Below are 12,807 nucleotides of genomic sequence, written 5' to 3'. Positions count from 1 at the left end.
TTCACTCGGGGGCTCACTCGAGAGCTCCCGTGAGCGCGTGGGCCGAGGCCCGGGTGAGGGTGTGGCCGGCGTGGAACAGCAGGGCCAGGGCCGCGGCGCCGCAGGCGAGGGCCGGGACGGCGGCGAGGCCGCAGGCGTTCACGAGGGCCCGGACCGGGACCGACAGGACGGCACAGCCGGGCAGCCGGCCGGTCAGCGGCAGGGCGAGGGCCGCGACCTCGGCCGCCGCGGCGGTGCCCAGCGCGAGGACCGGGGCGCGTCGGTGACGGTGCACGGCGAGCAGGCGGGCGAGCAGGAGCAGAGCGCCCAGGGTGAGGGTCTGCGCGTAGGCCGCGGGCTGGCGCAGGACCGTGCCGCACAGCAGGAGCAGCGCCGTGAGCGTGCCGAGGAAGAGCGTGAACGTGCCGCACAGCAGCGGCCGGGCGGTGGCTGTGAACTCCTCCAGGCCCCGGCTGTCGGCCAGCCTGCGGCGGGCGCCCGCGCCGAGCAGGTGGGCGCACCAGGCTGCCGGGGCGCACGCCAGCGTGAGGGCCAGGACGGGCGCCACGGCTGTCGGCCAGGGGGCGTCCGGGGCGCCGGTCGGGAGGGTGTCGGGTCCGCCGGTCAGGACGGCGCTCAGCAGCCCGTCACCGAAGAGGGCGTACCCGAGCAGCCAGACGGTCCACGCGCGCGTGGCGCTCGTCGTGCGCCACGCGCGTGTGCCGGACGGCCCCGCGAGCGGGCCGTGGCGCAGTACGGCGCGCGCGGCGAGGCAGAGGGCGAGGAGGCCTGCGACGGCGACGAGGAGGCGCGGGTGCCCGTGGGTGAGCCGCAGTCCGGCCGTGGTGGCCGCGCCCAGGGCACCGGGAAGGAGGGTGAGCAGCACCCAGCCGGGGCGGACGCGGGGTACGGGCAGCGGCTCGGTCCCGGGGTCCGCCTCACCGCTGCTGCGCGGCACGCGTGCGTACAGCTCCTCGGCCAGCGAGAAGACGTCACGGTGCCGGAACCGGGCGGCGGTCCGGTCGGTGATGCCGTGCGCCTCCAGCCCGGCGGCGATCTCCAGCGGGTCCACGGCTCGCTCGCACAGCTCACGGTGCCGGTGCAGCAGGGCCTTCACCGGGTCGGCGCCGCGCCGGGGCGCGGGGCGCGCCACGGCGGACGCGGGTACGGGCGCGCTCGCGGGATCCGACGTCGCAGGCGCACTCGTGGAGGCCGACGGCGTCTGCGGTGACGTCCTCCCGATCCCGGGCCGCTCCCCCGCCCCCGAGTCCCACGGTTCCGCGCCACTCGGCATGCCGGGCAGGTCCGTTCCGCCCGGGCTCTCGCCGCCGAGCCCGTCCCCGCCGCCGTAGCCGTCGTCCTGTACGTCGGTCACGCCCGTCACGCCCCCTCCGCAGCCGCCAGTGGTGTCGCGCGTACCGGCGCGGTCGCGGCCCAGCCGGGGGCGGTCCGGGGCAGGACGCGCGCCGTGGGGCCGGTCCAGCGGCCGGGGACGTGGGACTCGGCGGGGGCGGCGAACGGCCGTGGCTCGCCGGACGCGTCGAGGACGACCCGGCGCACCGGGCAGTGCGAAACGATCCGCAGGTAAATGCCGTGAAATGCCGCGATGTTCTGCTCGACGGTGAACAGTTCGAGCGCGCGGGCGCGCGCGGCGGCGCCGAGGCGTGCACGGCGTTCGGGGTCGTGCAGCAGCGCCACGCACGCCTCGGCGAGCGCCCGCGGATTGCGCGGCGGCACGACGAGCCCGGTGCCGCCGATGACCTCGACCACCGCGCCGACGTCGGTGGACACCGTGGCCCGGCCGCAGAGCATGGCCTCCACGAGGCTGATGGGGAAGCCCTCGACCACGCTGGACAGCACGACGACCGCGCCGGCGGCGTACGCGTCGGGCAGGGTCGGGGCCTCGGGGCCGCCGATCTCCTCGAAGGAGACCGGGTTGTCGCCGACGGCGTGCGCGCCCTCCGCCTCGTCCGGGAAGAGCTGGGCGGCGAGTGCCCGGCAGTGGCCGAGGTAGGCCGCGCCCTCGGGACCGCAGGGCGCCCCGACGATCCTGAGCCGCGCCTTGGGCTCCTCCTTGCGGACCTCTGCGAAGGCGTGCAGCAGCGAGATCAGGTCCTTGGCCGGTTCGACGCGCCCGACCCAGACCAGGGTGTCCGGTTCGGCGCGGTCGGGGGACTCGCCGACCTCCGCGAACCGGCTGGCGTCCATGCCCGGGTAGACCGTGCGGATCCTGGCCCGGTCGGCGCCGCACCGTTCCTGCCAGCGGCGGGCGTGGGCGTTGCCCGGGGTGAGGATCTCGGCGCGCCGGTAGACCTCGGCGGCGAGCCGGCCGTGGAAGGCGCCGAGGAGCGCGCGTACGGCGGGGGCGGCGGCGTCGGGGCCGAGGCCGAGGTAGTGCGAGCGCAGCTGCACGCCGTACTCCGTGACGAGCAGCGGTACGCCGCAGAAGTGCCGGGCGAGCAGGCCGGGCAGGGCGGCGGGGCCGCCGGCGGCGGCGTGGCAGAGGTCGGCCGCACCGAGGCCGTCGTCGCCGTACCAGTCGAGGGTGAGGGGGCGCAGGGCGCGTTCGAGGTGCGCGGTGACGGCGAGCAGGTCGGGAACGCGCGCCTCGCGCGCCGTGCGCAGGGCGCCGGGGGCGCGGCAGGCGCGTTCCAGGGTGCGTACGGCGGCGTCGGAGCGCAGGGCCCCGACCAGGCCGCCCTCTTCGCGGGCGAGTTCGGCGAGCCCGTACAGCGCGCTGCCGAAACGGTCCGCCAGATCGGCGGACGCGTCCGCCGATTCATCGGACCCGCACCCGGACGGACCGTCGGCCCCCGGGGCGGCTCCGGCGCACACGGCCCCGACCAGCTCCCCGTAGCACTCGGCGAAGCGCCGACGGGCGCGCCGCCCGTGGCTGACCCCGTCGTCGTCGGCCGTCCACAGCGGCGCCGTACGCACCCGGCTCACCTGCGGCGGGAGCGGGACCCAGCCCTCGTCCTCCTGCTGCCGGCTGCGACTGAGCGCGTAGAGGTCGAACTCGTGCTGTTCGAGCCCGCGTACGAGCCGGTCGCACCAGAGTCCGGCGTCACCGCTCACATACGGATAGCCACCCTCCGTAAGCAGTCCGATGCGCACGTGTGCACCCCCGATCTCCCGTCTCGGGAGCCGCCGTTGTCCCGGCGGCTCGCAGCGGGACGAACGTAAGGGGACAAGGCGGTGGCGCGACGGACGGTTGTCCATCGCGCCACCAAAAGGGGTGAACGGTCGTAACTTTCGCGTGCGGGCCGCGTTCCGTCGCGCTAAGGACTCAGCGCGTCATCGCCCGTGCACGAAACGTTACGCCACGGCCGGTTCGCGCCGGGCCGCGCGCCGCCGGGCCGCCAGTTCCGGGTCGAGCGCGGGCACGGCCGCCAGGAGCTGCCTGGTGTACGGCTCGCGCGGGCTGTCGTACACCTCGTCGGCGGGCCCGTACTCGACGACGCTGCCGCGGCGCATGACCGCGACCCGGTCGCTGACCTGCCGTACGACGGCGAGGTCGTGCGCGATGAAGACCAGCGCGAGGCCGAGCTCCCGCTGCAACGCGCTGAGCAGCTCGACCACCTGGGCCTGCGTGGTCACGTCGAGCGCGGAGACGGGCTCGTCGCAGACGATGACGCGCGGGTCGGCGGCGAGCGCCCGGGCGATGCCGACGCGCTGGCGCTGGCCGCCGCTGAACTCGTGCGGGTAGCGGTCGTAGTGTGCCCTTTCGAGCCCCACACGCTCCAGCAGTTCCGCCACGCGCCCCCGGATGCGCTCCTCGTCCCTCTCGCCCCGCGCGCGGAGCGGGTCGGCGATGGACTCGCCCACGCTGCGGCGGGGGTTGAGGGAGGAGACCGGGTCCTGGAAGACCATCTGGACGGCCGGGTTCACCGTGGTGTGCGGGCGGCCCTCGTAGCGGATCGCACCGGCGGTCGGCTCCAGCAGCCCGACCAGCATCCGGCCGAGCGTCGTCTTGCCGCTGCCGCTCTCGCCGACCACGCCGAGGGTCTCACCGCGGCGCACGCTCACCGAGACGTCGTCCACGGCCGCCAGCGCCCGCTTGCCACGCCCGAACTCGCGCCGCAGCCCGGTGGCCTCCAGCACGACCTCGTCGGTGGCCTCGGAGGCGGTGCGGCGCGCGCCCACGCGCGGGACAGCGTCGAGCAGTTCGCGCGTGTACGCCTGGGCGGGCGCCGCGAGGACGGTGCCGACCGGGCCGTGTTCGACGGCCCGGCCGTGGCGCATGACGAGGATGTCGTCCACGCTCTCGGCGGCGACGCCCACGTCGTGCGTGACGAGCAGCAGGCCCATGCCGGTCTCCTCGCGCAGCGTGTGCAGCAGGTCGAGGATCTGGGCCTGCACGGTGACGTCGAGGGCGGTGGTCGGCTCGTCGGCGATCAGCAGGTCCGGCTCGCAGGCGAGGGCCATGGCGATCAGGGCGCGCTGGCGCATCCCGCCGCTGAACTCGTGCGGCCGGGACCGGGACCGGCGTGCCGCGTCCGCGATTCCCACCCGCTCCAGCACCTCGACGGCACGCGCGCGTGCGGCACGTCGCGACACGCGCGTGTGCACGCGGTGGACCTCGGCGATCTGGTCGCCGATCGCGTAGTACGGGTCGAGCGAGGACAGCGGGTCCTGGAAGACCATGGCGACCCTCGCCCCGCGCAGGCGCCGCAACTCCTCGTCCCTGGCCGCCTGTACGTCCGTGCCGGCCACGCGGACCGACCCCGTGACGCGGGCCCCGGTGCCCCGGTGCAGGCCCAGCAGGGCACCCGCGACCGTGGACTTTCCGGAGCCGGACTCGCCGACGAGGGCCAGCGCGGCGCCCTTCGCCAGGCTGAAGGAGAGCCCGTCCACGGCCCGCAGGGCGCCGAACTCGACGGTCAGGTCCGTCACTTCCACCAGGCTCATGCGAGCACCACCCGTCGGTCGGCCACCGCGTACAGCACGTCCGCGACGGCATTGGCCAGCACCACGAAGAAACCGACGACCAGGACCATGCCGACGACCACCGGCAGGTCCACGACCTTCACCGCGTGCACCAGCTCCTGGCCGATGCCGGGCAGGCCGAACAGGGTCTCGGTGAGGACGGCGCCGCCGACGGCCGAGCCGACGTTGTTGGCGTTCAGCGCGATCACGGGTGCCAGGGCGCCGCGCAGCGCGTGCCGCGCGACGATCGCGCGCTCGCCGACCCCGTAGGCGCGGAAGGTGCGGATGTGGTCCTCGGCGAGTGTCTCGAGCATCGAGGCGCGGGTGAGGCGGGCGAAGGCGGCCGCCTCGATCAGGGCCAGTGACAGCCAGGGCAACAGCAGGTTCCACGCCCACTGTTCCGGGTCGTCGGTGAGGTTCACGTACTCCGGGAAGGGCAGCAGCCGCAGTTCACCGCAGACGACGATCATCAGCACGAGACCGATGACGAAGACGGGTGTGGCCGTGCCCGCGAGGGTGACCGCGGTCAGCACGCGCTCGGAGATCCGGCCGCGCCGCCACGCGGACAGGACGCCGGTGCCGACGCCGAGGACGAGCCAGACCACCATCGCGCCCAGGACCAGCGACAGGCTGACCGGCAGCTTGGTCAGGATGATGTCCAGGACCGGCTGGTCGGTCTGGTACGACTGCCCGAGGCACGGCGCCGCGCAGTGCGCGACCGAGGTACCGGTGGAGAAGTCCTGGCCGACGAAGAGGCCCTCGAGGAAGTGCCAGTAGCGCAGGTACAGCGGGTCCCCGAGCTTCAGCTGCTGGGCGACCTGGTGGACCTGTTCCGGCGAGCAGCGCGGACCGCAGGTGATCTGGGCGACGTTGCCAGGGGTGACGTAGAAGACGACGTAGACGATCACCGAGATGGCGAGCAGGGTGACCACCGTGCCGACGGCACGGCGCAGCAGGAATCCGCCGAAGCCGCTCATGCGGACGCCTCCTTCGTGGTGGGGCCCGAGCCCTCGGCGCCGGAACCCTTGGCGCTGGAACCCTTGGCGCCGAAGTCCCTGGCACCGGCGTCCTTGCGGCCGGTGCCGACGCGCAGGCGCGAGGCCGCGCGCGGGTCGAGGGCGGTGCGTACGCCGTCGCCGAGGACGGTCAGGGCGAGAACGGTGACGAACAGGGCGCCCGCGGGCAGCAGCAGGTACTGGGGCGCGGCCTGGTACCAGACGTCAGCGTCGGTCAGCATCTGCCCCCAGGACGGAGTGGGCGGCTTCACGCCGACGCCGAGGAAGGACAGGGCCGCCTCGACGGAGATGTTCGTGGGCACCAGCAGCGCGGCGTAGGTGATGACGGGTGCCGCGAGGCCGGGCAGCAGTTCTCGGCGGGCGACGCGCCAGGCGCCCCAGCCGCTCAGCCGGGCTGCGGAGACGTAGTCGAGCCCCTTGAGGGACAGTGCCTGGGCCCGCACGATCTTCGCGATGTTGCCCCAGGCGATCAGCCCGATCACAAGGGTGACCAGTACGGGCCTCGGGAAGCTCGACGGCACGATCGCCAGCAGGGCCAACGACATGATCATCAACGGCATCGCGACGATGATGTCCGTTGCCCGGCTCAAGAGTTGATCAACCCACCGGTTGCCGAGCGCCGAGGCCACACCGACCGCGACACCGAGGGCGACCTGCACGACCGTGGCGGCCAGCGCGACGCCCAGGGACACCTGCGCCCCGTAGACGAGCCGGGCGAACATGTCGCGTCCGGTCTGCGGTTCGACGCCCAGCCAGTGGTCGGCGCTGAAGCCGCCGAAGGAGCCGATGGGCACGCCACCGCGCGCGGAGTCGATCAGGGACGGGTGGTACGTGGTGGGGTCCTGGCCCTCCAGGGCGGTGAGCAGCGGCGCGGCGAGCGCGACCAGCACGAGCAGCGCGACGACGGCCGCCGCGACCAGGGCGGCGCGCTGCGCTCGCAGCCGCCGCCAGAACTGACGGGCCCCCGGGGCCGCCGGGGCGGACGTGCCCGCCCCGGCGGCCTCGACGGCGACAAGTGCCTCGCTCACGGCGCTACTTCACCGCGGCCTGGGAGATGTCGAGGACGCCGGTCCAGTCGCTGATGACGATGTTCTTGACGTCCTTGCCGTACAGGCGCTTGTAGACCGGGTGGAACAGCGGCACGACGAGGGCCTGCTCGCCGATCTTCTTGTCCAGTGCACCCCATCGCGTGGCGGCGGCGTCAAGGTCGGTCAACTTGTTGATCGCGTCAATCTCGTCATTGACCGACTTGTCGTTGAGCAGGCCCGTGTTGAAGTTCGCGCCGTCCTTGACGATCTGCCGACCGTCGAAGATCGGGGCGAGGAAGGGACCGCCGGAAGGCCAGTCGGCACCCCAGTGCGCGAGGAAGAAGCCGGGCTCGGTCTTCACGCTGTGGATCTTGTCCTTGTAGTCGTTGAGCTCCAGGCCCTGGAGCTTGACCGTGATGCCGGCCTTCTTGAGCGCGTCCTGGACGGCGGTCGCGATCTCCGGGCTGGTCTCGAAGTCCTTGGCGTTGGAGTGGGTCAGCGTGATGGTGAGGCCGTTCTTGTAACCGGCCTGCGCGAGCAGTTCCTTGGCCTTGGCCGGGTTGCCGGACGCGCCCGCCGGGAACGGGTCGTACGGCGTGTAGCCGAAGGACTTCTGGTTGGGCAGGAAGGTGGTCGCGGGTTCGGCCAGGGCGCTGCCGCCGGCCGCGTTGACGACCGAGGAGCGGTCGATGGCGTACGCGATCGCCTGGCGCACCTTGGGGTTGTCGAACGGCTTCACGGTCGGGTTGAACGCGATGTAGTTCGTGTAGCCGAAGTGGCCGGTGCCCACGCGCGCGGCGAGGTCCTTGTCGCCGCTGACCTTGGCGAGCTCGGCCGGACCGAGATTGGTGTCCGTGGTGACGGCCGCAGCGTCCGCTCCCTGAGACGCGGACAGCCGCTGGTTGATCACCGAGGAGTCGAGGCCGGAGCGGACGTCGATGGTGTCCGGGTAAGCCTTGCGCTGGTCGTCGACGGCCGTCGACCAGTACGTGTTGCGTTCGAGGAGGACGTGCTCGCCGTCGTTCTCGTTCTTGACGACCTTGTAGGGGCCGGACGAGACCGGGTGCTCCTCGTACTTGGTGCCGGTGTCCTTGCTCTTGGGCACCGGGGTGAACTGGGTCTGCGTGGCGAGGAACGGGAACTCGCCCTCGGGCTTGTTCAGATGGAACACGAGGGTCCGCGCGTCGGGCGTCTCGATCGCCGAGAGCCCCTTCTTGTCCTTGTACGGCCCCTGGTAGTCGGCCGCGCCGACCAGCCAGTCCCGCAGGTAGGGGGCGCCGCCGGACAGCTCGGGGGCGAAGGATCGCTCGATGCCGTACTTGATGTCGGCCGAGGTGATCGGCGTGCCGTCCTCGTACTTGAGGCCCGTCTTCAGGGTGTACGTCCACACGGTGGCGTCCTTGCTGGGACGGCCGGTGTCGGTGGCGAGGTCGGGGACGACCTTGGAGCCGGCCGCGCCGTTCGCGCGGTTGCGGGTGGTGAGCGTACGGAAGACGAGGGAGGGGACGTTGCCGCCGCCGGAGGTGTAGAGGCGGGCGGGGTCGAAGTCGGTCTGCGGCTCGGCGTTCAGGACCGTGAGCGTGCCGCCCTTGTGGGGCGTGGAGTCGCCACCGGAGGCCTTGGCACCGCTGTCCTTCGGGCCGCAGGCGGCGGCGCCCGCGGCCACGACCAGGCTGACGGATGCCGCTGCCACGCGGCGCGCTATGACGGACGGTTGACGCATCGGAATGACGACCTCTCGGGAACTGACGGGGCTCTGATCGAGGGTTTCTCGAAGAGTGAGACATGTGGACGAGGAGTGAGACGTCTGCGCGCAGACGTCGGCCCCGGCGTCGGGTCGTCGAAAGGCCCGTGACAGTCACGGACGGAAAAGGGAGAAGCGGTCGCGACGCGTACGCCGGGGAGGCGGCGTCAGCGACAGTGGATGTCGGCCACGCAGAGTGCGGTCACACCGAAGAGCGCCAGCTCGATGGCGGCGCTCTCATGAAGGGCGTGACGGGACCACATGCGCAGAAATATGAACGAACTTGCGACTCATGTCAATGTGACATGAGAAGCACCTGTCAACTCCCGGGATAGGGCCAGGGATTGGGCAGACAGTGGATTCCGTCATGGTCCAGGAACTTGGTCTGCTGCTGCATGACGGGAGCGAGTTCGCCGCTCTTCTGGCACGTCACATGGCCGTAGCCGAGCCGGTGACCGACCTCGTGGTTGATCAACATCTGCCGATAGGGATGAATTCTGTCCCCGTACGTCTCGCTGCCCTGCGCCCACCTGTATGCGTTGATCATCACTCGTTCGGTGGATGCCGAATCGCAGGAGACGTTGTCCTCCGTGGTGTCCAGTCCGGACTTCGCGCACCAGGCGGCGGTCGTGCCGGGGCTGGCCAGCGTGATCACGAAGTCGGGCTTGCCGGAGGAGATCCGCTCGAAGGTGCGGGCGCCGCCGTGGGCCCAACTGCGGCTGTCGTTCAGGGTCTTCTGCACGGCTTCGGCGAACAGGGCGCCGTCCAGCCCGAGCCCCTGCTCGACGTCGACGCGGTAGGTGTACTTGTGCCCGGTGCCCGGCGCCTTGTCGAACCCGGGGACGGCGTCGAACGTGCCCGAGGCCTTCAGCGTGGCACTGAGCGGGTACGTCCGGTCCATCGCCTGCTCGTACGTCAGCGGCGCCGCGCCCGCCGAGGCGGAGGGCGCCGGCCCTGCCGGGGCATGGGTGCCCTGATCCTGGTCGGTGGCCGACCGCGACTGCGTGGCACTGTCGCCCCGCCGCCCCTCGGCCACCTGTCCGGCGACGATCACGGCGAGCACCGTGGTGACCGCGGCCGCGGCGATCCCGGTGAAGGCCCGCCCCTTGCCCCCGGAGCGCTGCGCGGGCAGACCGGCAGGGGCTGCGCCGCCGCCATCGGCCTCGGTCCCCAAGGCGGTCGTCGCGGCCGCCGACGGCTCCTCGGTCGCGCGTGGCCCCCGCGCGCGGGGCGCGAAGACGTCGACGTCCTCCAGGTCCGCGCCGCCGGCCCCGGCGTCACCGAAGGCGTCCAGGTACTCCTGCCGGGGCCCGCCCTCCCGCGCCGCCCGCCGCTGCCGCGGAAGCACGACACCGGGACCGCCGCCCGCACCGGCCCGCCCCGCGAACTCGCCCCAGCCGCCGCCCCGTTCCCGCTGTTCGGGATGCCCCCCGCGCGCGGGAACCCCCTCCCGGAAACCGGACACGCCATGGGCAGGGGTGCCGTCGGGCAGCCGGGGAACGCCCCGCACGGGCGTCCCGTCGGGAAGACGCGGCACACCGGCCCAGGGCGTGCCCCCGTCGAACCCCGGCATGCCGTGGGCGGGCGTACCGTCGGGCAGCCGGGGCACCCCCTGGGCCGGTGTGCCGTCCGGCAGCCGTGGCGCCCCGCGCCGTTGCTCGGCCCCCTCCGCCCTCTCAGCGCTCTTCGAGTTCTCCGTGCGCCTCGCGGCTATGTCCGCGACGCCGGTCCCGGGGGCCGGTCCACGACGGCTGTGGCGTCCCACGCCGGCCTCAGCTCCCCGCGCCCTGGACAGTCACGTCGCCCTCGGCCGACACGCGCGTGGCGCCCGCCCCCGAGGCGCCGCCGTCGGTGCCGGCGGTGTCGGCCAGGAGTTCCCGGAACGCGGTGGCCACCACCCCCGGGTACTCCATCATCGCCACGTGCCCGGCGTCCGGCAGCGACAGCAGACGGGAGTCACGGAAGGTGCGGGCGGCCTTGGCGGCCATGCGGAAGCCGACCAGCTGGTCGCGGCCGCCGTAGACCAGCAGGGTCGGCGCGAGCACGCGCTCGGCCTGGCGCCACAGCCCGTGCTGGCCGCCGAGGGTGTAGGCGTCGACGATCCCGCGCGCGGAACGGGCCATCGCGTCCCAGAAGTACGGCAGTTGCAGCCGCCGCTCCAGCTCCTCGACGGCCTCCCGGAACGCCTCGGGCGACACCTTCGAGGGATCGCCGTAACAGAGCGCCATGACCCCGCGCACCCGCTGTTCGGCCGACCACTCCTTGGTCATCCGGGTGAACATCGCGGCGATGCCGGGCACGCCGAGCAGCGCGGTCGGCACCGCCGTGCGCTGGACGCGCAGCTCGGGCAGGGCGGGCGAGACGAGCGTGAGCGTACGGACGAGGTCGGGGCGTACGGCGGCCACGCGCGTGGTGACGGCGCCGCCCAGCGAGTTGCCGACGAGGTGGACCGGGCCGCGGCCGGCCGCGTCGAGATAGCGGATCACCGCGCGCGCGTGCCCCGTGACGGAGTAGTCGCCGTCGTCCGGGGGCGGGGAGTCGCCGAAGCCGGGCAGGTCGAGCGCCTCGCTGTCGACGACGCCGTCCAGCTCGGCCATCAGCTGCGACCAGTTCTGCGAGGAACCGCCGAGCCCGTGGACGTACAGCGCGGGCGGCAGGCCCGCGCGCGCGGGAGGGCGGGAACGGATCGACAGGGTGACACCGGGCAGCCCCACGGACCGCAGCCGCTCGCCCTCACCGACCCGTACGGGCGCCACCTTCGGAAGCACGCTTGCGGCCGACACGGACGGCGACTCGGTCGAAGACATGCGGCAATGTTACGAGGTGATCACGCCGAGGTCCGTGTGTTCGCCGTCACAGCGTGCTCCGTACGCGCGCGACGCAGCGTATGGCGTCCGGTTCTGCTCTCTCCTAGGCTCGTACCCAGGGCACCCGTGTGTGCTGCTTCCAGGGACGTGCGTAGGAAGGGAGCCCACCATGGCCTATGACCCCACCGAGCCCGACACGACCGACGACCCGGAGAGCGAGACGGCCGAGCTCGACGTCGAGGCCCCCGAGGGGGACGCCGCCGAACAGCACGCCGACCTCGCGCCGGACAGCGACGACCCCCTGACGGACGTGGACCCGGACCGGGCCGCGAACGTGGCCGACCAACTCGAACAGGCGCACGTGGTTCGACTCGACGAGGACGACTACCGCTGACCTCTGGCGCACTTCCGGCCCGTTCCGGAGGATGATCACGGCTTTCGCCACCGTCCGGTACATGAAATTCTGCGCTCGCACCGCGCACACCACGGTTACCGAAAAGTACGATGGCCGCGCGGCCGACACCGCATGTGGACGACTTTGGGAGGCGGCGTGACAGCCATCGAGCAAACTGAGGCGGCACGCCCGCGTGGCACCCGTCTGCCGCGCCGAGCCCGACGGAACCAGCTCCTGGGCGCCGCCCAGGAGGTTTTCGTCGCACAGGGCTACCACGCGGCCGCGATGGACGACATCGCCGAGCGGGCCGGAGTGAGCAAGCCGGTGCTCTACCAGCACTTCCCGGGCAAGCTCGACCTGTACCTGGCCCTGCTGGACCAGCACTGCGAAGCGCTGATCCAGTCCGTGCGCACCGCGCTCGCGTCCACGACGGACAACAAGCAGCGCGTGCGCGCCACCATGGACGCCTATTTCGCCTACGTCGAGGACGACGGCGGCGCCTTCCGGCTGGTCTTCGAGTCGGACCTGACGAACGAGCCCGCCGTGCGCGAGCGCGTCGACAAGGTCACCAACGACTGCGCGGAGGCGATCTGCGAGGTCATCGCCGAGGACACGGGGCTGTCGCGCGCGGAGTCGATGCTGCTCGCCTCCGGCCTCGGCGGTCTGGCCCAGGTCGTGGCCCGCTCCTGGCTGCACAGCGACCGCAGCGTCCCGCGCGACCAGGCCGTGCAGCTGCTGACCTCGCTGGCCTGGCGAGGCATCGCCGGCTTCCCGCTGCACGGCACCGAACACCACTGACGGCGGTTTGTTCCCGGCGGCTGTTCGCTGATGGCGTTCCGCCCCGCAGCGTGTACGTCCCCTCACCGGGCTAATGTGTGCTGCGTACGGCGCGGAAGATCGCGCACATCACTGA

General features: G+C 72.8%; 11 protein-coding genes. 2 read left to right on the top strand and 9 right to left on the bottom strand.

What is annotated here, in order from left to right:
- Positions 1-13 precede the first annotated feature (13 nt).
- From BIV23_RS30200 to BIV23_RS30165, 9 genes are all read right to left on the bottom strand, one after another.
- Complete coding sequence (locus BIV23_RS30200; RefSeq protein ID WP_071384251.1) at positions 14-1,096, bottom strand: hypothetical protein; 1,083 nt, start codon at positions 1,094-1,096, stop codon at positions 14-16.
- A gap of 263 nt (positions 1,097-1,359) precedes the next feature.
- On the bottom strand, positions 1,360-3,054 hold the full coding sequence (locus BIV23_RS30195) for a glycosyltransferase (RefSeq protein WP_071384160.1): 1,695 nt from the start codon (positions 3,052-3,054) through the stop codon (positions 1,360-1,362).
- Positions 3,055-3,294: 240 nt separating this feature from the next.
- Entirely contained in the window at positions 3,295-4,887 is a 1,593-nt protein-coding gene (locus BIV23_RS30190) for a dipeptide ABC transporter ATP-binding protein (RefSeq protein WP_071384159.1), read from the bottom strand.
- Positions 4,884-5,882, bottom strand: coding sequence for an ABC transporter permease (locus BIV23_RS30185; protein WP_071384158.1), 999 nt, complete (start codon positions 5,880-5,882; stop codon positions 4,884-4,886). The genes BIV23_RS30190 and BIV23_RS30185 overlap by 4 nt, the downstream gene beginning before the upstream one ends.
- Positions 5,879-6,949 carry an ABC transporter permease gene (locus tag BIV23_RS30180; RefSeq protein WP_071384157.1) on the bottom strand — a complete coding sequence of 357 codons (1,071 nt, stop codon included), beginning with the start codon at positions 6,947-6,949 and terminating at the stop codon, positions 5,879-5,881. The genes BIV23_RS30185 and BIV23_RS30180 overlap by 4 nt, the downstream gene beginning before the upstream one ends.
- 4 nt (positions 6,950-6,953) lie before the next feature.
- Positions 6,954-8,672, bottom strand: a complete 1,719-nt coding sequence (locus tag BIV23_RS30175) for an ABC transporter substrate-binding protein (RefSeq protein WP_071384156.1) — start codon at positions 8,670-8,672, stop codon at positions 6,954-6,956.
- Between the two features lie 188 nt (positions 8,673-8,860).
- Positions 8,861-8,956 (bottom strand): Ms4533A family Cys-rich leader peptide, encoded by a 96-nt coding sequence (locus BIV23_RS53645; RefSeq protein ID WP_342746390.1) that lies wholly within the window; start codon positions 8,954-8,956, stop codon positions 8,861-8,863.
- Between the two features lie 56 nt (positions 8,957-9,012).
- Positions 9,013-10,458: a DUF3152 domain-containing protein gene (locus BIV23_RS30170; RefSeq protein ID WP_071384155.1), complete on the bottom strand. Its 1,446-nt coding sequence runs from the start codon at positions 10,456-10,458 to the stop codon at positions 9,013-9,015.
- Positions 10,459-10,465: 7 nt separating this feature from the next.
- Positions 10,466-11,500 carry an alpha/beta fold hydrolase gene (locus BIV23_RS30165; protein ID WP_071384154.1) on the bottom strand — a complete coding sequence of 345 codons (1,035 nt, stop codon included), beginning with the start codon at positions 11,498-11,500 and terminating at the stop codon, positions 10,466-10,468.
- Positions 11,501-11,669: 169 nt separating this feature from the next.
- Between BIV23_RS30165 and BIV23_RS30160 the strand changes: the two genes are divergently transcribed.
- Complete coding sequence (locus tag BIV23_RS30160) at positions 11,670-11,894, top strand: hypothetical protein (RefSeq protein WP_071384153.1); 225 nt, start codon at positions 11,670-11,672, stop codon at positions 11,892-11,894.
- A 156-nt stretch (positions 11,895-12,050) separates the two neighbouring features.
- On the top strand, positions 12,051-12,692 hold the full coding sequence (locus tag BIV23_RS30155; RefSeq protein WP_071384152.1) for a TetR/AcrR family transcriptional regulator: 642 nt from the start codon (positions 12,051-12,053) through the stop codon (positions 12,690-12,692).
- The last annotated feature ends 115 nt before the right edge of the window (positions 12,693-12,807 follow it).

The sequence above is a fragment of the Streptomyces monashensis genome (assembly GCF_001866665.1).
Taxonomy (GTDB): domain Bacteria; phylum Actinomycetota; class Actinomycetes; order Streptomycetales; family Streptomycetaceae; genus Streptomyces; species Streptomyces monashensis.
Note: the sequence above shows the minus strand (reverse complement) of the source record. Positions and strands in the feature narration are given on the sequence as shown.